We start from the raw sequence: 21374 nt of genomic DNA, 5'->3' as shown, positions 1-21374 counted from the left end.
GAAGCGCCGTAAAGCGTGTCCCGTCCGTGCGCAGCACACAGGGACAAAGCGAGCACTCGTACCCAAGTCTTCTTAGCAAGTTATAACCCAACTCCTACCGCCGAGCTTTCGGGTGGCCGGAGGGCAGAGCCCTTCGGAATCCCCCTTTGAAAGGGGGACTTAGGGGGATGTCAACACGAGCAGCCATCTTTCTCTGCCCCGCCAAAATCAACCTGCGTCGGGTAATCATTATCAAAGCAAGAAAGACAAAGTCCGCCTTTATAGTCATCTTTGTTGTGTCCACCAATGGAAGAGATTAAGCCTTCCGGCGACAAAAATGCCAAGGAATCGGCGTTGATCTCTTCGCACATTTCCTCAATGGTCTTGTAGGACGCGATGAGGTCGCGGCGGTCTGGTGTATCAATGCCGTAGAAGCAAGGATTCTTGAACGGTGGCGAAGTAATCCGCACATGCACTTCAACAGCTCCCGCTTCCCGAAGCAGATTGACGATTCGGCGTGAGGTCGTGCCACGAACGATAGAATCATCGATCATAACGACACGTTTGCCATCAACTACGCTGCGCACGGCGCTCAGCTTCATTTTCACACCTTGTTCACGCAGTTCTTGACTCGGCTGGATGAAGGTCCGTCCAGTGTACTTATTCTTAATGAGCCCAAGCTCATAAGGAATTCCCGTTTGCTCGGCATACCCGATGGCTGCTGAAATACTGGAATCCGGCACACCGGTTACGAGATCAGCATCGACAAAAGCTTCCAGTGCCATGCGGCTACCCATCCGCTTACGGGCGGAGTGCAGGTTAGAGCCGTTCATATCACTGTCTGGGCGGGAGAAGTAAATATACTCCATCGCGCACAGCGCTTTACGTTTGGGTTCGGTAAAACGGTCCTCTAAGAGGCCGTTTTTGTCGAGGACTAGCAGTTCGCCCGGCTCAATATCTCGAACCAGCTGTGCCCCAATGACCTCTAATGCGCAGGACTCGGAAGCAAAAATATAAGCTTCACCAATCCGTCCCATCACTAGCGGACGCAAGCCATGGGAATCTGAAGCGACAATCAGCTTGTCATTTGTCATAAGCAGAAAAGCAAACCCGCCAACGAGCTGCTGCAGCGCATCTTTTGCCGCTTCAACAAAATCCTTTGGCGAACGGGCAATCAGATGCGCCAGCACTTCTGTATCACTCGTAGTTTGAAAGATCGATCCGCTTTGCTCTAGCTGTTTGCGAATCAACGGTTCATTTACTATGTTTCCGTTCGTAGCAATCGCCAAATCGCCGTCACGATATTTAAATACCAGTGGCTGCGCATTGGTTAAGCGGCTGTCCCCACTGGTGGAATAACGTACATGCCCAATGGACATGTCTCCAACCAATGAGGCAATTTTGTCCTTGTCGAATACTTCTTTTACTAACCCCATCCCGCGGTGATAGTTGAAATCGCGACCGTCTGCTACGCAGATTCCCGCACTTTCTTCCCCACGGTGTTGTAAGGCGTGTAAGCCGTAATAAGACATGGACGCCGCTTCCGGGTGTCCGAAGACCCCGAAAACGCCGCATTCTTCTTTTAATGTGTCAAAAATATCTCCCGAGCCCGTTCCTTCATTGTAAAAGTCACCAGTCCACAGGATAGGAGTCTCCTGCTCTTTCCCGGTCTTTATTTCATAAGACATGGAATAGCATCCTCCCAAACGAATTTCAATTCTGCTACAGCTTCATCTAGTGCGGACACGCCGTCCAGATTTACGCGCAGTCTGTCTCCACCTACAGTTCCGATGATCTCCACTGGAACACCGCTGGCTGCAATCGCTGCTTTCAGCTCTTCCGCACGTTCAGGAGCTGCTGTCAGTACAATGCGTGATTGGCTTTCGCTGAACAATACTACATCAGATCTAAGACCGTTAGCTGAAAGCTCAACGTTTGCTCCGATTCCGCCGCTGATACAGCTCTCTGCAAGCGCTACGGCAAGTCCACCTTCGGACAAGTCATGCGCGGAACGCACCAGACCGCCACGAATTGAGGTAAGGACTGCGTTCAGCAGTTTTTTCTCAGTAGCCAAATCCAAAGCCGGAGGACGACCTTCGGTCACACCATGAACAGCATATTGGAATTCACTGCCGCCCAGCTCAGCCTTGGTCACTCCCAGCAGAAGGATGGAATCGCCTTCTTGCTTGAATCCCTGAGTCGTAATATGATCCGTGTCCGCTACTAAACCAACCATGCCGACAACCGGCGTTGGATAGATGGAGCCCGTAGTATTTTCGTTATAAAGACTGACATTACCACCGATAACCGGAGTATCCAGCACACGACAAGCTTCGGCCATACCATCAACCGCACGCTCCATTTGCCAGAACACATCAGGCTTCTCAGGATTTCCGAAGTTCAGATTATCCGTAATAGCCAGCGGTTCAGCACCGGAACAAACGATGTTGCGTGCCGCTTCGCTGACTGCAATACGTCCGCCCACTTCAGGATCAAGATGAACATAACGGCCATTACAGTCTGTAGTCATTGCAAGTGCTTTACGAGTACCATGAATGGTAACTACAGCCGCGTCAGATCCAGGACGTACAGCTGTGCTCGTCCGCACCATGTAATCGTATTGATTGTATACCCATGCTTTACTTGCTACGGTTGGTGATCCAAGTACTGTACGCAATGCACCGCCCAGATCCGTAACTTCCTCGTAACGAAGAGTATCTACCTTTTCATTCGCAATATAATAAGCAGGAACCTCAGAAGGTTTGTTATATACTGGACACTCATCCACGAGCGCCGTTACTGGCATGTCACCAACAACCTCGCCGTGATGATACAATTTCAAGCGGCCATCATCCGTAACTTTACCGACTTTACAGCAGATAACACCCCAGCGGTCAAAAATCTCTTGTGCCTGGGCCTCATCCTTCGGCTCAACGACGAACAACATCCGTTCTTGTGATTCTGAAAGCATCATTTCGTAAGGCGTCATGCCCTCTTCACGTTGTGGCACCTGATCAAGATACAGTTCCAGACCATTGCCTGCTTTACTTGCCATCTCCGCACTAGAGCATGTAAGACCTGCTGCGCCCATATCCTGAATCCCGATAACGATGCCGCTGTCGATCAGTTCTAGACAAGATTCCATAACGAGCTTTTCCATAAATGGATCGCCGACTTGTACAGCGGTACGTTTAGCTTCTGATTCCTCACTAAGCTCTACCGATGCAAAAGTAGCACCATGAATTCCATCACGACCTGTAGGAGGACCTACATAGAAGACTGGGTTGCCAACACCCTTAGCTACACCACGTTGGATTTTGTCATGATCAATCAGACCCACACACATTGCGTTAACTAGCGGATTGCCATCATAGCTATCATCAAACATGATTTCGCCGCCAACAGTGGGAATCCCGATACAGTTACCATAACCAGCAATACCAGACACAACATGTTCGAACAAATATTTTACTCGATCACTTTCCAGCTTCCCGAAACGTAGTGAATTGAGGATTGCGATAGGTCTGGAGCCCATGGAGAAAATATCACGGATAATCCCGCCGACACCCGTTGCCGCACCTTGGAAAGGTTCTACCGCTGAAGGATGGTTATGACTTTCGATTTTGAAAACAACCGCTTGGTTGTCACCGATATCTACAATCCCTGCGCCCTCGCCAGGTCCCATCAGGACACGTGGTCCGGAAATTGGGAAACGTTTCAGGAGTGGTTTGGAGTTCTTATAGGCACAGTGCTCGGACCACATTACGCTGAATACGCCGATTTCAGTGTAGTTCGGCAAACGTCCCATAAAAGACTTGATCAGCTCATATTCGCTGTCCGACACACCGAACTGGCTGTAAATTTTCTGCTCCGCAATCTGTTCTGCGGTCGGTTCCTTAACGGATACTTGCTGCGTCATGACGATCCCTCCAAGTCTTCAGTATGGATGTAAACATTCTTTTGCCGTCTTCTGAACCAAGTAAACTATTAGCCGCGCGCTCAGGGTGAGGCATCATGCCAACCACATTCCCTTGTACGTTACTAACACCCGCAATATCGGCTACGGAGCCGTTAGGATTATCGCTATAGGTAAACACGATCTGATTGTTAGCTTTCAGCTCTGCCAAAGTCTCGTCATCACAATAGTAGTTTCCTTCACCGTGTGCGATTGGGATGATGATTTCTTCATCTTTAGCATAGTCAATAGTAAATGGGGTTTCATTATTAACAACCTTAAGCACTGTATCGTGACAGCGGAACTTCATCGACATGTTGCGGCGAAGCGCACCTGGCAGCAAACCAGCCTCAGTAAGAATTTGGAACCCATTGCAAATGCCCAGCACGTATTTCCCTTGCTCTGCTGCTTTAGCAACTTCCGCCATAACAGGAGCAAATCTGGAAATCGCGCCACAGCGCAGGTAATCACCATATGAGAATCCGCCTGGAACCAAAATGCAATCATACGCCGACAAATCCGTCGCTGTATGCCACACATAGTCGACTGGTTCGCCGAGACTGTCCTCTACCGCCTTGTAGCAATCAATATCACAGTTGGAGCCTGGGAAGACAAGTACAGCAAATTTCATGTCGTTTAGTCCTCCAATTCGTAGCGGTAATCCTCGATCACCGTGTTGGCAAGTAGCTTTTCGCACATTTCCTTGAGACGCACTTCCGCTTCAGCACGGTTATCCGTATCCAAAGTCAGCTCCATATATTTCCCGATACGCAAGCTTTCAACTTCTTGGAAGCCTACCGAATGAAGTGCTCCTTGTACTGCTACCCCTTGTGGATCAAGAACGCTTTTCTTTATGGTGACATATACCGTCGCTTTTAACATATGCTTGTAGTTCCTCCTAAATTTTAATGAGCATACCCTCTGAAACTGAAATTCTACAATGAGTACATTTAGCTTCAAAAATATATACTGAATTTATTCCCATGAGTGCACACACTATGTTGAACTATAAAGACTTGCCAGTAAGACGATGATAAATGTCCAGATAACGCCGTGTAGTTTCTTCTACTACTTCAGTTGGGAGCGGATCAGGTTTACTATTCTTATCCCAGGCAGATGCAGATAGATACGTACGAACAGGCTCTTTATCCATACTATCAATTTCAATATCAAGCGCGTATTTATCCTTAGCCCAGAAGCGGGAAGCATCCGGTGTAAAAATCTCATCGATCAGAATCACCTTGCCGTCCAACAAGCCGAATTCGAATTTGCAGTCCGCAAGAATGATCCCCCGCTCAGCACAATACTCTCTAGCAAAAGCGAACAGCTTTAAGCTCTTTTCCTGCAGCTCAAGCGCCAGATCAGCTCCGATTAATTCCTGCATTTTCTCAAACGGAATATCCTCATCGTGACCTACATCATTTTTAGCCGCAGGGGTAAAAATCGGCTCTGCCAGCAGCGCGTTTTTGCGGAGGTTAGCAGGAAGCTCAATACCATTTACCTTGCCGGTTTCTTGATACTGTCTCCAGCCGCCGCCAGTGATGCATCCACGCACTACGCATTCGATATCAATGCGCTCCGCTTTGCGTACCACCATGACACGGTTTCTGAGGGCCTCTTTGTCCTTAACTACGTCGCCAAGCAGATCCACATCGATATGAACGACATGATTCTCCATCAGCTCTTTAGTCTGTCCGAACCAGAACGCGCTCAGACGGTTAAGCACATTACCCTTTTCAGGGACCGCCGGGTCCAGCACATAGTCAAAAGCAGATATCCGATCCGTAACTACGATCAGTACATTTTCCCCTAAATCGTATAGCTCGCGAACCTTCCCTTTGTAGAGCAGCGGCGCATTGATGAGTTCCACGGCTGTGGATACGGCCGATGATGTCATGACCTTTCCTCCCTTGAACTAATGATCATTAATTATTACTTGAGCGAAAACGTCTCTTGCAAAATCGGAAATATCTGTTGGGTCAATCGGGCCACTACAAGAAATGTTTGGACTTCCGATCGCTGTTATCCTCAGATTTCCTGATTTGAACCACTGCCCGTGGTAGAAATCCGAGGATAAAGGCGAACGCTAACGCTTCTACAGTTCCAAAATTTCTCTCCGTTCCTTATCGACCAGTTGCATTTCAATTCTGCACAACATTAACCGCTCGTACTATTCCTAGCTCCTTAGTTCACCACTAACTTATCTTTTTTAGATAAGTTCTAGCTTGCGGAAGATGGTATCCACATGCTTAAGGTGCCAAGAAGGGTTAAATGCATCTTCAATCTCTTCTGGGGTGAGGACATTAGTGATTTCAGGTGTAGCTTCCACGATATCACGGAACTGCTTTTGCTCTTCCCAAGCTTGCATCGCACGTGGTTGAACGGTATCGTACGCTTGCTCGCGGCTGAAGCCTTTATCAATCAGCTTGGTTAAGATCCGGCCAGAGAAAGGAACGCCGAAGGTACGGTTCATGTTACGCTTCATATTCTCTGGGAATACAGTCAGGTTCTTCACGATGTTTCCGAAACGGTTCAGCATGTAGTTCAGCAGCATCGTTGCATCCGGAAGGATGATACGCTCCACTGAAGAGTGCGAGATATCGCGTTCATGCCAGAGCGGCACGTTCTCATAAGCTGTAACCATATGTCCGCGAATCACGCGGGACAGACCGGAAATATTCTCGCAGCCAATAGGATTCCGTTTATGCGGCATAGCAGATGAACCCTTTTGACCTTTGGCAAAAGCTTCTTCTACTTCGCGAATCTCACTCTTTTGCAGAGCGCGGATTTCGGTAGCGAATTTGTCTAGCGAGGTTGCTACCAGAGCAAGAGCTGCCATATACTCAGCGTGACGGTCGCGCTGTAGAGTTTGTGTCGAGATCGGTGCAGGGCTTGTACCCAGCTTACGGCAGACAAATTCTTCTACGAATGGATCAATGTTGGCATACGTACCAACGGCTCCGGAGATTTTGCCAAATTGCACACCGTTCGCAGCATGGCGGAAACGCTCCAGGTTACGTTTCATTTCTTCGTACCACAATGCCATTTTCAGACCAAAAGTAGTTGGCTCAGCATGAACCCCATGAGTACGGCCCATCATCGGTGTATCTTTATAAGCAATAGCTTTATCTTTAAGGATCTCAATAAAGTTGATGATATCCTTCTCTAGAATCTCATTCGCTTGACGCAGCAAGTAACCCAGTGCTGTATCCACCACATCTGTGGAAGTAAGGCCGTAGTGTACCCATTTGCGTTCTGCGCCAAGGCTTTCGGAAACCGCACGTGTAAAGGCAATTACGTCATGACGTGTTTCCTGTTCGATTTCATCAATACGTGCGATGTCGAATTTAGCATCCTTACGCAGCTTAGCAGCGTCTTCATGTGGGATGACTCCCAGCTCCGCCCATGCTTCACAAGCGCATATTTCCACTTCCAGCCACGCTTTGAATTTATTCTCCTCAGTCCAAATGGCCCGCATCTCGGGTCTGCTGTAACGTTCGATCATATTCTTTAGTTCCTCCAAAGTTTAGATTGCTCCACCCAGGATAGGCCGTCTCCGGTATCCTTGCACAGCAGATTGATATGACCCATCTTACGACCAGTCTTACTCTCAGTCTTGCCATATATATGAAGCTTAGGTACAATACCCAGCTTATTATCTTTTTCCTCATGTGTACAGGTCGCTTTAATAGCACCATCCAAATGCTGACCTAATACATTTACCATAACTACAGGTGTCAAAAGCGTTGTATCGCCCAGCGGCAGATTACAAATCGCCCGGACATGCTGCTCGAACTGTGAGGTCACGCAAGCATCCATGGTGTAATGGCCGGAATTATGCGGCCTTGGTGCCAGCTCATTGACGAACAATTCACCGTCCGCTGTGACGAACATTTCCACGGCAAGCAGTCCAACCGCATTCAGCCCTGCGATTAAAGTCTCAGCCAGCTCGCAAGCTCTGCGCTGAATGTCTGCTGACACTCTTGCAGGTACAATGGACAGATGCAAAATATTATTTACATGAATGTTCTCAGAAGGCGGGAAGCTTTTGACCTCCCCAGATGCACTACGTGCAGCAACAACGGATATTTCGCATTGAAAAGCTACAAACTTCTCAAGCACCAGCTCCGGAATCACCTCACCGGGTGCAACCTGCCGGAAAGCTTCTTCCAGCTCTTCTTCCTGACGAATCACAGCTTGACCCTTGCCGTCATAACCGCCTGTGGCTGTCTTGAGCACACAAGGTAGTCCAAGTTCAGCCGCCGCCTGTTTTAGCTCCGCAAGGCTGTCCACCTTCCGGTACGGGGCGACCGGAACGCCCGCCGCCTCGATGGCGGCTTTTTCGCGCAGCCGATGCTGCGTGGTATACAGCAGCGCGCTGCCCTGCGGCACGTACGATTCCTCCGCCAGCAGCGCGGCTACGCCCGCGTCGACGTTCTCGAACTCGTACGTGATGACGTCCGCGCGGCGGGCCAGCTCCCGCGCCGCGTCCCGGTCGTTATACGCCGCCGTGATCTGCGGCGTAACTTGACCGCTAGGCGCATCCGGCGCAGGATCCAGCGCCACGAAGCGGTACCCCATGGCGCTGCCGGCCAGCGCCATCATGCGCCCGAGCTGCCCGCCGCCGAGCACGCCGACGGTCGAGCCGGGCAGCAGCGTCCGGACGGTGTCCGCACCGGACGCTTGTGCGGCTGGCGAAGCTGCGCCGCCAGCCTCCTGCAGCTTCAGCTCCTCCGGTCTCATAAGCTGTCGCTGCTTTCCAATACTTCATCGCGGATCGCATCCCGCCGCAGCTGCACACGCTGCTGCACTTCAGGGTCGAACGCTCCGATGATCTGTGCGGCCAGCAGGCCTGCATTTACAGCGCCTGCTTTACCAATAGCTACCGTTGCTACCGGTATGCCCCCAGGCATCTGCACGATGGAGAGCAGCGAGTCCAGCCCATTAAGTGCTTTCGACTGCACTGGCACTCCAATCACTGGCAGGATTGTCTTTGCAGCCACCATACCCGGCAAATGCGCGGCGCCGCCTGCTCCTGCAATAATCACGCGAATGCCGCGGCCTGCGGCTTCCTCCGCATAGCGGAACATCAAGTCCGGTGTACGGTGCGCGGATACTACCTTCTTCTCATAAGACAATCCCAGCTCTTCCAGCACCCTACAAGCGTGCTCCATCGTATCCCAATCCGACTTACTACCCATGATGACAGCTACCTGCACAGACATGATTCGACCTACCTTCCAATCACTAGTATGAGATATCTTTATCTTGTAAATCCGAACAAGCAGAGACTACATTCTCGTCCTTCAGGGATGACTATCGTTTTCCTTAATAATATAAGGTTGATATATTACGTGTAACTTATTCCTTATATTAAAAAAGCCCGATGTCCAGACGCATTTTGCTGCGGGAGGATCGGACTAGTAAAGGAATTAGGAAAAAACACTCCCGTTTGCCTCTCACCAAACTGGCATTAAGCGCGGAAAGCTGCACAATGCATCACTCCATTATCTGGACTGAACTATCGCATTCTAGCATCCTATTTCCTCGTAGTCCGGTAATTTACGGTTCCCGGGTAGAAACTTCCGGGCCATATTCCCGGTTTTATACGAGCTCTTCATGACATCAGTTTAACAATCCCCTACACATGATGTCAACTCAAACACGAACATTGGTAAAAACACCATAATAAATGTTCGCTTTTGGACGAATTTAAATTCTCAACAACCTTTTATTTTGTCAAGAAAGACTTCTTTCCGTACACTCCTAGCTCTAACACTCTATGTTGTTTAAGCTCCAGAATACGACCTATACTTCCTTAAATTGAAAAAAAGGAACGCTATCAGCGTCCCTTTGAACTCTATATTATTTTACAACCAGCACTGGAATACGAGCGCTTTGTACTACATTATGGCTGACACTGCCCAGAACAAATTCACGTATACCGCCAAGCCCACGGCTGCCGATAACTATGATGTCTATAGCATTTTCCTTAGCATATTTCAAAATCACTTCCGCAGGAGATCCTTGTAAAAGCTCAACCTCAGCATTCAGGCCTTCAGCCTCAAGGCGTCCCTTCACTTCTTCGGTAGTCTGCACTGCCAAATCATAATATTCTTTATTTACTGAAGCTGGTAGAGGTGCAAGAGCTTCTCCGATAAAAAATCTTGGGAATTCAAATGCGTGTACGACATGCAATATAGAACCTGGTGTGACTTTAGCGAGTTCAATTGCGCGCTCCAATGCTTGATTAGAAGCCTTTGAACCGTCATAGGCTAGCAAAATTTTAGAGAATAACATGTACGCCACCTCTTTTTCTAGTTTGTAATCCTAAAGACTATTATCTTAAAAAATAGCTGTACAAAAAGATATTCAGCAGCAGCAGAAGCGGAATTCCGATCCTGAAGGATGTATGACGCGTCTTGTGGCGCTTACGGTACATGGCAATCAGCACACCTAGTGCGCCGCCCATGGCTGCCAGCAGAAAAAGTGTTTTCTCAGGCACACGTTCCCGCCTTTTGCGGGCTTTGTTCTTGTCCTCGGACATCACTACATACCCGATAATATTAATTACCACAAACCACAACATTACAACCTTGACCATTCTCCCGGGCTCCTCCTCCTTGCTTCCTATCTCTATTATATTCCCCTTTTGCACAAAAAACCAATCATCCTTACACATTCTGCCAAGTCTGTTAAGTTTCTTTTAGCTGCTTCTGCTTCGTATCCTTCATCCATACCCAGGATAAAATTGTAGCCAACGCCGCCGCAATCCCACCTAACCAGAATCCTCCGGTCAAGCCATATACAGAGCTCATCCAACCTGCTACAAATGGCCCTGCTGACATCCCTATCGCATAAACGGCCTGATAGAACCCCATAGCTGTAGCCCGTTTAAAGGGATCTATTTCTGATACGGATTTACTCAACAGCAGCGGAAAAATAAGTCCCTGCATAAAACCATTCCCCACCTGAGTCAGACAAAGCGCCGCTAATGTCGGCATAGAAGGAATGAGCAGCGTAAACAACGCGCTTCCCGCGAAGCCTAGCACAAGCTTCCCTCTATCACCCAGCAGCCCTCCAAACAGACGTGAGCCGTAGAGCGTTGCGATGGCATGCGGAATCATAAAAGCGAGTGTTAGCCAGCCCAAACTTTCTTTGCTTGCTCCGATATTCAGCGCCTGGTTCGGAGTATATCCGAACATCGTTATAAATAGCACACAGTGCGCCAGCACAGACAACAGCGAGACTTTTACCAGCAGAGGTTCCTTTACGACACCAGCCAGCTCCTTGATCTGTATGGCATTTTGCCGTTTTTCCTGCTTTTGTTCCGGTAACCGAAGCGCAAGAATTAGTGCCGCAATAGCTACAATTCCACCAATCAGGAAGGGGGCATTCCAGCCCCAATGCTCTACCATATAGCCGCTGATCATCATGCTGGTCAATTGGGCGATTACTGTAGTAAATTGCAGCATGCCCATCGCTTTTCCAGCTTCCTCTTTTGGAAAATATCCTGCGAACATCACAGAGTACACAACCCATGCCGATGCTGCTATCCCGGATACCGCACGTGCTGCCAACGCCCAACCCGGCTGTGCTCCCCACATAAAAAGAAAACAGCTGACTCCACTCGCAATCAATCCCAGATAGATAAACGGCCGCCGCCTATTTAAATAATCTGAACCGATGCCAATGGGTATACGGAATAGGATCTGCATTAACCCATATATCCCAAGCACCATACCCACCATAAAATACGATGATCCCAAATGCTCAACATATGGTGAAAGCACCGGCACATAAATATAAGAAGAGAACCAAAACATAAATACAATAACCAAAAAGAAAAACCTGCTGCTTCCTTGCCCCTGTGGGCGATCTGCCGCTTTCAACGGATTCGCCTGCTGCTCAGCTGCCACCTAATCACCTGCTCCACTCATTTGCTTACCATTCTAATTCAAAGCCTATCCGTAGACCACATAAACTTACTAGGATAGAAAAAAGACTACTGAGCACACTCAGCAGCCTTCATTATTCTAATCATTCGTTTTAATTGAAGCTAACCATCCGATGATTCCTACTACTTATCCTTCTTTTGTCCTTCAAGCGCTGCTTTCAGCAGTTCCCCAAGGTTAGAACCAATGCTTTCCTGCTTACTGTATTGCTGCACCAGCTTTTGCTGTTCACGTTTATTAACATGCTTGTGATCCTTATCTAAGGTCTCTGTGATTCCACAGCCTAGACATTGTACGAACATGCCTGCTTTACCCTCTTTAAGCTCCATTTTCTTATGGCACTGTGGGCAGCGGCGATTCGATAGTCTTTTCTCACCTGCACGGGTGTAACCACAGTTATCTGCAGGACATACCAGCAGCTTCCCTCGTTTGCTCTTCTTCTCGAGTAGTCTTGTACCGCATTCCGGACAATGGCTGTTAGAGACATTATGCGGCTTATATTCTGCTCCGCTAGTTTTCACACCTGTTACCAATTCCTGTGCCATACTGCGGATACCTTGTAAAAAGAGCTCCGGTTTGCCTTGACCACGCGCTATTTTCTCCAGCTCAGCTTCCCAACGTGCGGTTAGATCCGGGGTACGTAGCTGAGTGGATACCAGCTCGATTAACTGCTTACCTTTTCCTGTCGGATGCAGGAGATTACCTTGCCGCTCAATCGTATCGGAGCTTACCAGCTTCTCAATAATATCCGCGCGGGTAGCCGGGGTTCCGAGGCCGTGTTTCTCCATTTGCGTCAACAGCGAAGCTTCATTATAACGCTTCGGTGGCTGCGTTCGGCCAGCACGCACCATACAGCGGCTAATCGTGACAGCTGCCCCTTCGCGCAGCTCAGGCAGCTTTACACTGCCCGCTGCCGGCTCGTCCGCAGATTCCTCCTCGTCATCACTACTCATATCTCCGCCGTATACTTCGCGCCAACCGGCATCTTTAACCGTCGTCCCTTTGACATGAAAATTTTCGCCTTCTACATTGACGGTTACAGCTACCGCATCATAACGAGCTGGCGGATAGAACAAGCTTATAAAACGCCGCACAATCAGATCATACAACTTACGTTCCTCAGTACTCAGACCATTTAACAATACGGTCTGTTCTGTAGGAATAATAGCATGGTGATCATTGACTTTACTATCATCCACGATTCGTTTCGTAATCGGCAGCTGCTTGCGCAGCAATGGACGTGCTAACGCTGCATATGGACCGACCGCAACACTATCCAGTCTTTCCTTGAGTGTGCCCGTCATATCTGAAGTTAAGTAACGACTGTCCGTACGCGGGTATGTGACAAGTTTATGCTGCTCATATAACCGCTGCAGCACACTGGAGGTCTGCTTCGCGGAGAAGCCGAACTTCCGGTTCGCATCACGCTGCAGTTCAGTCAGATCATAAGCCAGTGGATGAGGTTCACTTTTCTCACTCTTCTGTACCTTAATAATACGGCCGCTGCGTCCTGTAAGCTTATCCTTTAAGCTGGCTGTCTTATCCTTTTCGAATATCCGACCATCACCGTTACTGGCCCGCCATGCCGCTTGGAAATCCCCAAAATCAGCAGTCAGCGTCTCAAAATCGACGGAACGGAAACCCGTAATCTCCTGTTCACGATCCATGATCATCCCTAATGTCGGCGTTTGTACCCGTCCCGCTGAGAGCGGCGAACCGAACTTACAGGTCAAAGCTCTCGTGACATTCAGTCCAATCATCCAATCCGCCTCTGCGCGGCAACGTGCAGATTCATACAACCGATCAAATTCCCGACCCGGACGGAGTTTTGCAAATCCCTCTTTAATTGCCTTATCAGTCTGCGAGGATATCCATAACCGCCGGAATGGCTTTTTCCACCCTGCCATATTCATAATCCAGCGAGCCAGCAGCTCCCCTTCACGGGCAGCATCTGTAGCAACAATAAGCTCCTCAATGTCCTGACGTTTCATTAGATGCTGGACAGCCTTGTATTGCTGGTTGGTCTCCCGCAGCACCTTCAGCTTGGTCTTCTCCGGCAAAATCGGCAGATCCTCCAAGGCCCAAGTTGCAAACTTTTTATTATAATCCTCAGGCTCTGCCAGGCCGACCAAATGACCAAGCGCCCAGGTAACCACATATTTTGGACCTTCAATATAACTCTTCTGTTTATTATTACATCCCATGACCCGTGCAATCTCGCGTGCAACAGACGGCTTCTCCGCCAATACTAGTGTCTTCATAATGCTCCCCTTTCCACATCAAATTTCATTATAGCATTAAATGAATGTTAGCAAATATCGTCAGGCTTTACCGTATGCCTCTGTTATACACTAGATCATATCTGATACCCGAAAGGAGTCATAGTCAATGAATGAACAAGAAAGCTATAATATAGTACCTATAGGATGGGTTAGAGGTACAGCACAAAATTTGCAGCTTGAAATCAACCCAGAATTTAGGCCGGCGCTTAAAGGTTTATCTCAGTTTAGTCATTGCCAAGTACTTTGGTGGCTGCATGAGTTTGCAGATGATCATTTCCGGCAGACTACACAGATTCAGCCTCCTTATGATGCGGCCTTAACTGGAGTATTTGCTTCCCGTTCCCCTATTCGCCCTAATCCAATTGGGCTTAGTGTAGCAGCAATCCTGTCCGTCGATGTAGACTCTGGAATAGTAGAGGTGGCCGGGCTTGATGCCTATCCGGGTACACCGGTTCTCGACATCAAAGCCTATTTTCCTAGTGCAGATCGCGTAATGGAAGTGACCGTTCCCGATTGGGCTGCTGCTTGGGGCGACTGGACAGCAAATAATTGAAGTAATACGTTATCTGAAATTCATCCATAAAGGCCGGTCTTGTGATATCCCTTCTACCTATAAATATATCTACGGAATCTGGCTGCCGAAAACAGAATACAGGATGTCCATTCCATTTGAATTGGAATATTATGGCGAATTGTACCTTGGACCAGATAACGAAAACTCGGTGAGTGAAATTTACATTCCGTTAGAATTTTCACAAGAAAAGACTACGTTGTCGTCTTTTATAGATGACAACCGTTTCTCTTAGAAATATAAAGATACTATAGTTTTGTAGCTTATAAATTCTCATTTTTTAACAAAAAGCCCGTATCTGCTATGCAGACACGGGCTTCTTTTTGCTTATGGGATTAATAGTTACTTTTGCTCCACCTGAATCGTTTGTTCAAGCTCCGGATAATAATGTTTAACTAGTTTTCCTTCTTCATCCTTTAATGCTTTATGATTTTCATCAATGGAGTAAGTAAACGGCTTAACTGTAATTGTCTTTGGTGTTTGCGCGAACGGAATGAAATCTTTGTCTACCAAAGGATAGACTATAGCTGGCAAGTTAAATGACCCACCCGATGAGAACGCATTGCCTAGTTCATCAACAATTTCATAGAACATTTCAGAGGTTGTGTATCCATCCTTTTCTTTCACAGTTGGCGCTTTACCTTCTTCGCTGAGCTGTAATCTGCTTGTGGCTGGAGTTAATTCCAGCTTGGTAATCGTATAACTGAATTCTTCTGCCTCTTTTGTTTGGTTCAGATCAAGCTTGATAATTCCTTCCGTTACTTTTTTCACCGGCACCTTGATTACAAAAGGCTCTGCAATTTGTGTAACCGGCACACTGATGCTTAATTCAAATTCATCCCCCAAAGCCTCTATATTATTTAGATTTCTGTAATCGTATAAAATAGCATTCTTTTTTCCCTCAACATCACCAAAAGATGACATTTGGCTCTCCAGTTTTTTCTCATTCGGCAATTTCACTTCTGCTGAACCCAACAACCCTTTTTCGGACTGGTTCATTGTCACTTTCGCATGTTGTTCTGTTAGCGATGGATCGAACTCAATCGGTTCAATAATCATCTCAGCCATCATCTTATCATTATCAATGCCTTCCCGTTCAATCGCAAATGCCAACCGCGAGCCGTCATAATAGGCATCGGTAACCTTTAAGGTCACTCCATCATGAGTAACGCTTTGGTTAGGGGCAGTAGATAATCCTTTTTCCTCAGCAGCATTTAGACCTTTATCGTCAATTCCCTTGAAAATACTTCCTACAACAGGAATCTGCTTCAACGTTTCAGCCATGACCGGGGATACAAATCCGCTACCGATTATGCCCGCACCCAACACTGCTGCTGCCGAGGCAGCCACCAATGATTTTTTCAGGATCTTATTTCCATTCTTTCTTGTCGCTCGTTTTTCCATTCCCTCGTCTCCTATTCGCTTCATAATTGAATCGCTGAAACTGTCTACCGGCATTTCATAATTTTGGAATGTTTGACGAATGTGCTCCATCTTCTGACTTTCAGTTGGATCTTGCCATTTCTCCATGAGGGCTGCCTCCTTCATTCATTCTTTGCCGGACTAACTTTTTGCGTAGACGTTCAAATTTTTTGCGTAAAGTAGCTGAATTACAATCCATAATCTGACCCATTTCTTCAAAACTGTATTGCTCAACCACCTTAAGAATCAAAAGATTGCTCTCTTCGGCTGTCAGGTCATCCATAAATAACTTCTGCAATGGCTCCTCATCGTTAGGATTATAATAGGCTTTGGGCTGCTGCTCTTTATATAGCGACAACAGACGCTTTCTTCGCTTGCGTTTGCGAACCTGATCCAGACAATGATGATAGGCCACTTTATACAGCCATGCACTAAAAGAGAATCGTTTCTCATAACGTCTGAGTTCCTGATACACTTTTACAAATATATCTTGCACAGCATCCTCTGCTTCTTCATGACTTCTCAAAATATAATAGCAATACGTATAAATCTTTCTTTCATAGGCTTGTATTATAGTTCTATAGACTTCGCGGTTACCCGCAAGAACCTGATCGATAGCCTCTTCAATTATTGTTTGATTCACTTGGACCCCGGGGCTGCGACGTTCCAAAGAATCACCTCCTTGTTATTGACTACAACTATATAACGAATGTGATCCCTTTAATTGTGACAGGCTCAAAAAATTTTTCCAAATATGTTAGAAACATTATCCGTTTTTCAATAAAAAAAGCGACTGCCCCGATTGAAGTTCGGAGAAATCGCTTTTATAATAATATTCCATATTTATAAATTAATTACTCATTTGTACTATTTGACACTTTTAACGCTATACATGCTTCAAAATACACAGTATCACTATTCTGACCGCGTACATATATACCATCATCCGTTACAGCTGAACGTAAAATAGTCAGTTCATCCCCAAACTTAGCTTCTTGTAGATAAGTAATCCGGAAGCGTGTGAACTCTGCATTATCCCATTCCGCTAAAGTGAGCGCATCACAACATAAATCCCCGTATCGGGCATTATTCAAATGTCCGTTGCTATCCAGCCCACTATATCTTACCTGATACCGATAAGCTTCTTCCATAGTAATATCAGAAGGGATTGTTACCTTAACAGGCATATCGCCTACTGAATCGCCATTATAGTGCTTAACCTGAACTGGAAGGGCATTCGGTCTAAGTATCTTTCTCTTCTCAATATCTACTAAAGCCCATATGGATCGTGCTGTGGCGATTTCTATATGATCTGCATCGAAAATACGATAATCCCGTTGCCACAGTGCCCCTTTAGTGCCTTTACTCCAGGTATGTACGCTAAGCACATCATTTGGGCGGGGAATACGCTTAAAATCAAGATCTAACGTAATCATCATCCAGCCCATTCCTGCATTCAGAATCTCTTCCACACTTATCCCCAAATTACCCACTGCGAAGTCTGCCGCACATTGCATGATATCCAGAATAAAGGATAACTTACCCTGCGAACGATAATCCGTGTCGCTCGCATGTACAGAAAAATCTTCTATCCACACAAGATTGCTACTGTTGTCCATTGTTTATCCTCCTGCCATGCAAAATATCCTTGCATTTACTTGGAGTATCCACATATACCACTGCTCTATCCACATAAATTGGGGACTACTTTCATTTTTGAATATATTTTATTATTTCATCCACATGTTAGTAACTTTTATAATTTCGTTAATTCCCCATAACTTATCCACATTATTTAAATTAAGCGATAAAGGGAACAAAAAAGCCATTGTTGATAAATCAACAATGGCTTCGTGTGCTTGGCAACGTCCTACTCTCCCAGGACCCTTCGGTCCAAGTACCATCGGCGCTGGAGGGCTTAACGGTCGTGTTCGGGATGGGTACGCGTGGAACCCCTCCGCTATCGCCACCAAACATGCGTCTGTGAAACAGACGCTGCCGCGTGAAATTCGGTTCATCACCAGAAGTGACAATGAATTTCTAAGCGTATTTCAGGCTTGATGCCTGAAAACTGAATCCGAAACGAATTTGCATTCTAAGTATAGGATAAGCCCTCGACCGATTAGTATTGGTCAGCTCCATGCATTACTGCACTTCCACCTCCAACCTATCTACCTCGTCGTCTTCAAGGGGTCTTACTAATTGGGAAATCTCATCTTGAGGGGGGCTTCACGCTTAGATGCTTTCAGCGCTTATCCCGTCCGTACGTAGCTACCCAGCCATGCTCCTGGCGGAACAACTGGTGCACCAGCGGTACGTCCATCCCGGTCCTCTCGTACTAAGGACAGCTCCTCTCAAATTTCCTGCGCCCACGACAGATAGGGACCGAACTGTCTCACGACGTTCTGAACCCAGCTCGCGTACCGCTTTAATGGGCGAACAGCCCAACCCTTGGGACCTACTTCAGCCCCAGGATGCGATGAGCCGACATCGAGGTGCCAAACCTCCCCGTCGATGTGGACTCTTGGGGGAGATAAGCCTGTTATCCCCAGGGTAGCTTTTATCCGTTGAGCGATGGCCCTTCCATGCGGTACCACCGGATCACTAAGTCCGACTTTCGTCCCTGCTCGACTTGTAGGTCTCGCAGTCAAGCTCCCTTATGCCTTTGCACTCTGCGAATGATTTCCAACCATTCTGAGGGAACCTTGGAACGCCTCCGTTACTCTTTAGGAGGCGACCGCCCCAGTCAAACTGCCCGCCTGACACGGTCCCCGTACCCGATAAGGGTACTAGGTTAGAACCTAGATACGATCAGGGTGGTATCCCAACGGCGCCTCCACCGAAGCTTGCGCTCCGATTTCTACGGCTCCCACCTATCCTGTACAGATCGTACCCAAATTCAATATCAAGCTGCAGTAAAGCTCCATGGGGTCTTTCCGTCTTGTCGCGGGTAACCTGCATCTTCACAGGTATTAAAATTTCACCGGATCTCTCGTTGAGACAGCGCCCAAGTCGTTACGCCATTCGTGCGGGTCAGAATTTACCTGACAAGGAATTTCGCTACCTTAGGACCGTTATAGTTACGGCCGCCGTTTACTGGGGCTTCGGTTCATAGCTTCGGGTTACCCCTAACCACTCCCCTTAACCTTCCAGCACCGGGCAGGCGTCAGCCCGTATACTTCGCCTTGCGGCTTCGCACAGACCTGTGTTTTTGCTAAACAGTCGCTTGGGCCTTTTCACTGCGGCCCCCTCGTGCTATTCACACTACCGGGGCACCCCTTCTCCCGAAGTTACGGGGTCATTTTGCCGAGTTCCTTAACGAGAGTTCTTCCGCGCGCCTTAGAATTCTCTTCTCGCCTACCTGTGTCGGTTTGCGGTACGGGCACCTTCTCCTGGCTAGAGGCTTTTCTTGGCAGTGTGAGATCATGACCTTCGCTACTATAATTTTCGCTCCCCATCACAGCCCAGCCTTAATGATGTGCGGATTTGCCTACACATCAGCCTCACTGCTTAGACGGACATCCATCAGTCCGCGTCACTACCCTCCTGCGTCACCCCATCGCTCATAGCGGATTACGGTGGTACAGTAATTTCAAACTGTTGTCCTTCGACTACGCCTTTCGGCCTCGCCTTAGGTCCCGACTTACCCTGAGCGGACGAGCCTTCCTCAGGAAACCTTGGGCTTTCGGCGGATCAGATTCTCACTGATCTTTTCGTTACTCATACCGGCATTCTCACTTGTGTAGTGTCCAGCGCTCTTTTCAGTACACCTTCAACCCCTACACAACGCTCCCCTACCCCAGATGCAAAGCATCTAGCCATAGCTTCGGTGGTGTGTTTAGCCCCGTTACATTTTCGGCGCAGAGTCACTCGACCAGTGAGCTATTACGCACTCTTTCAATGGTGGCTGCTTCTAAGCCAACATCCTGGTTGTCTGTGCAACTCCACATCCTTTCCCACTTAACACACACTTGGGGACCTTAGCTGATGGTCTGGGCTGTTTCCCTTTTGACAATGGATCTTAGCACTCACTGTCTGACTCCCGGCAATAAGTATATGGCATTCGGAGTTTGACTGAGCTTGGTAATCCTTGCGGACCCCGCACCCAATCAGTGCTCTACCTCCACTACTCTTATACCGAGGCTAGCCCTAAAGCTATTTCGGGGAGAACCAGCTATCTCCGAGTTCGATTGGAATTTCTCCGCTACCCCCACCTCATCCCCGCACTTTTCAACGTACGTGGGTTCGGGCCTCCAGTGCGTGTTACCGCACCTTCACCCTGGACAGGGGTAGATCACACGGTTTCGGGTCTACGTCCACATACTAAGTCGCCCTATTCAGACTCGCTTTCGCTGCGGCTCCACCTTCTCGGCTTAACCTTGCATGTTAAACGTAACTCGCCGGTTCATTCTACAAAAGGCACGCCATCACCCATAGATCGGGCTCTGACTTTTTGTAAGCACACGGTTTCAGGTTCTATTTCACTCCCCTTCCGGGGTGCTTTTCACCTTTCCCTCACGGTACTGTTTCACTATCGGTCGCCAGGTAGTATTTAGCCTTAGCAGATGGTCCTGCTGGATTCATACGGGGTTTCACGTGCCCCGCACTACTCGGGATCCGTCTCGGAGAGAACACAGTTTAGGTTACAGGGCTTTTACCTCTATCGCGGGCCTTTCCAGACCTCTTCACCTACCATATTCCTTTGTAACTCCATGTGAGACGTCCCACAACCCCAAGAGGCAAGCCCCTTGGTTTAGGCTGTTCCGCGTTCGCTCGCCGCTACTGACGGAATCACTATTGTTTTCTCTTCCTCAGGGTACTTAGATGTTTCAGTTCCCCTGGTCTGCCTCTACACACCCTATGTATTCAGGTATGAGTAACTGCGAATTACCACAGCTGGGTTTCCCCATTCGGACACCCCCGGATCAAAGCTTGCTTACAGCTCCCCGAGGCAGTTTCGTTGTTCGCCACGTCCTTCGTCGGCTCCTGGCGCCTAGGCATCCTCCGTGTGCTCTTATTAGCTTAACCTTGATTTTTCCGAAGAAAAATCTCACTAATAACATTTACTTGTTTGCACAAGTTGCTAAAAGATGTTCTAAAACGCAAATTCATTTCGGTATCCAGTTTTCAAGGATCAAGTCTTACTTGAGAGCTTAAACTCTCAAAACTGAGCAACGAGTGAGTAACAGGCCTAAACCTGAGTTTTGGAA

The 21374-nt window shown here is 47.9% G+C and carries 17 protein-coding genes, 2 rRNA genes and 1 riboswitch; of the genes, 2 read left to right on the top strand and 17 right to left on the bottom strand.

Going from position 1 to position 21374, the window contains the following annotated elements; all coding sequences use genetic code 11:
- Window positions 1-170: 170 nt before the first annotated feature.
- The 12 genes from purF to NSS82_RS03535 form a co-directional block, all read right to left on the bottom strand.
- Complete coding sequence (gene purF, locus NSS82_RS03590) at window positions 171-1667, bottom strand: amidophosphoribosyltransferase (protein ID WP_036680905.1); 1497 nt, start codon at window positions 1665-1667, stop codon at window positions 171-173.
- The gene (gene purL / locus NSS82_RS03585) at window positions 1652-3898 is read right to left on the bottom strand and encodes a phosphoribosylformylglycinamidine synthase subunit PurL (RefSeq protein WP_076273586.1); all 2247 of its coding nucleotides are present in this window, start codon (window positions 3896-3898) and stop codon (window positions 1652-1654) included. Before purL ends, purF begins: the two co-directional genes overlap by 16 nt.
- Window positions 3876-4565, bottom strand: a complete 690-nt coding sequence (purQ, locus tag NSS82_RS03580; protein WP_036680909.1) for a phosphoribosylformylglycinamidine synthase subunit PurQ — start codon at window positions 4563-4565, stop codon at window positions 3876-3878. The genes purL and purQ overlap by 23 nt, the downstream gene beginning before the upstream one ends.
- Before the next feature lie 5 nt (window positions 4566-4570).
- Window positions 4571-4816 (bottom strand): phosphoribosylformylglycinamidine synthase subunit PurS, encoded by a 246-nt coding sequence (gene purS, locus NSS82_RS03575; protein WP_036680912.1) that lies wholly within the window; start codon window positions 4814-4816, stop codon window positions 4571-4573.
- A 124-nt stretch (window positions 4817-4940) separates the two neighbouring features.
- Window positions 4941-5831, bottom strand: a complete 891-nt coding sequence (locus NSS82_RS03570) for a phosphoribosylaminoimidazolesuccinocarboxamide synthase (protein ID WP_036680914.1) — start codon at window positions 5829-5831, stop codon at window positions 4941-4943.
- Between the two features lie 312 nt (window positions 5832-6143).
- Window positions 6144-7439: an adenylosuccinate lyase gene (gene purB / locus NSS82_RS03565; protein ID WP_036680917.1), complete on the bottom strand. Its 1296-nt coding sequence runs from the start codon at window positions 7437-7439 to the stop codon at window positions 6144-6146.
- A gap of 5 nt (window positions 7440-7444) precedes the next feature.
- The gene (gene purK / locus NSS82_RS03560) at window positions 7445-8677 is read right to left on the bottom strand and encodes a 5-(carboxyamino)imidazole ribonucleotide synthase (RefSeq protein WP_051491162.1); all 1233 of its coding nucleotides are present in this window, start codon (window positions 8675-8677) and stop codon (window positions 7445-7447) included.
- Window positions 8674-9159 carry a 5-(carboxyamino)imidazole ribonucleotide mutase gene (gene purE / locus NSS82_RS03555; protein ID WP_038568659.1) on the bottom strand — a complete coding sequence of 162 codons (486 nt, stop codon included), beginning with the start codon at window positions 9157-9159 and terminating at the stop codon, window positions 8674-8676. Before purE ends, purK begins: the two co-directional genes overlap by 4 nt.
- 305 nt (window positions 9160-9464) lie before the next feature.
- Window positions 9465-9566, bottom strand: a riboswitch (purine riboswitch).
- A gap of 233 nt (window positions 9567-9799) precedes the next feature.
- On the bottom strand, window positions 9800-10234 hold the full coding sequence (locus NSS82_RS03550; RefSeq protein WP_036680923.1) for a universal stress protein: 435 nt from the start codon (window positions 10232-10234) through the stop codon (window positions 9800-9802).
- Window positions 10235-10274: 40 nt separating this feature from the next.
- Complete coding sequence (locus NSS82_RS03545; protein ID WP_036680925.1) at window positions 10275-10538, bottom strand: DUF1294 domain-containing protein; 264 nt, start codon at window positions 10536-10538, stop codon at window positions 10275-10277.
- 91 nt (window positions 10539-10629) lie between these two features.
- Window positions 10630-11853: an MFS transporter gene (locus tag NSS82_RS03540; RefSeq protein WP_081384473.1), complete on the bottom strand. Its 1224-nt coding sequence runs from the start codon at window positions 11851-11853 to the stop codon at window positions 10630-10632.
- A 161-nt stretch (window positions 11854-12014) separates the two neighbouring features.
- Window positions 12015-14150, bottom strand: coding sequence for a DNA topoisomerase III (locus NSS82_RS03535; RefSeq protein WP_076100599.1), 2136 nt, complete (start codon window positions 14148-14150; stop codon window positions 12015-12017).
- A gap of 127 nt (window positions 14151-14277) precedes the next feature.
- Between NSS82_RS03535 and tsaA the strand changes: the two genes are divergently transcribed.
- On the top strand, window positions 14278-14724 hold the full coding sequence (tsaA, locus tag NSS82_RS03530; protein WP_038568655.1) for a tRNA (N6-threonylcarbamoyladenosine(37)-N6)-methyltransferase TrmO: 447 nt from the start codon (window positions 14278-14280) through the stop codon (window positions 14722-14724).
- A complete protein-coding gene (locus NSS82_RS32625; protein ID WP_081386719.1) occupies window positions 14684-14977 on the top strand; it encodes a GyrI-like domain-containing protein in 294 nt (97 codons plus the stop codon). The genes tsaA and NSS82_RS32625 overlap by 41 nt, the downstream gene beginning before the upstream one ends.
- A gap of 107 nt (window positions 14978-15084) precedes the next feature.
- Here NSS82_RS32625 and NSS82_RS03525 read toward each other — a convergent pair whose 3' ends face one another.
- The 5 genes from NSS82_RS03525 to NSS82_RS03505 all read right to left on the bottom strand — a co-directional run bounded on the left by NSS82_RS03525 (window position 15085) and on the right by NSS82_RS03505 (window position 21192).
- On the bottom strand, window positions 15085-16272 hold the full coding sequence (locus NSS82_RS03525) for a DUF4179 domain-containing protein (RefSeq protein WP_076273587.1): 1188 nt from the start codon (window positions 16270-16272) through the stop codon (window positions 15085-15087).
- Window positions 16247-16834 carry an RNA polymerase sigma factor gene (locus NSS82_RS03520; RefSeq protein ID WP_340960766.1) on the bottom strand — a complete coding sequence of 196 codons (588 nt, stop codon included), beginning with the start codon at window positions 16832-16834 and terminating at the stop codon, window positions 16247-16249. The genes NSS82_RS03525 and NSS82_RS03520 overlap by 26 nt, the downstream gene beginning before the upstream one ends.
- Before the next feature lie 184 nt (window positions 16835-17018).
- Window positions 17019-17783, bottom strand: coding sequence for an acyl-[acyl-carrier-protein] thioesterase (locus tag NSS82_RS03515; protein ID WP_076273589.1), 765 nt, complete (start codon window positions 17781-17783; stop codon window positions 17019-17021).
- A 238-nt stretch (window positions 17784-18021) separates the two neighbouring features.
- A 5S ribosomal RNA gene (rrf, locus tag NSS82_RS03510) occupies window positions 18022-18138 on the bottom strand.
- Between the two features lie 128 nt (window positions 18139-18266).
- Window positions 18267-21192 (bottom strand): 23S ribosomal RNA (locus NSS82_RS03505).
- Between the last annotated feature and the right edge of the window lie 182 nt (window positions 21193-21374).

This window comes from Paenibacillus sp. FSL H7-0735 (assembly GCF_038008505.1).
In the GTDB taxonomy this organism is placed as follows: domain Bacteria; phylum Bacillota; class Bacilli; order Paenibacillales; family Paenibacillaceae; genus Paenibacillus_AQ; species Paenibacillus_AQ odorifer.
The sequence above is the reverse complement of the archived record's forward strand: the minus strand, read 5'-3'. Positions and strand labels throughout refer to the sequence as shown.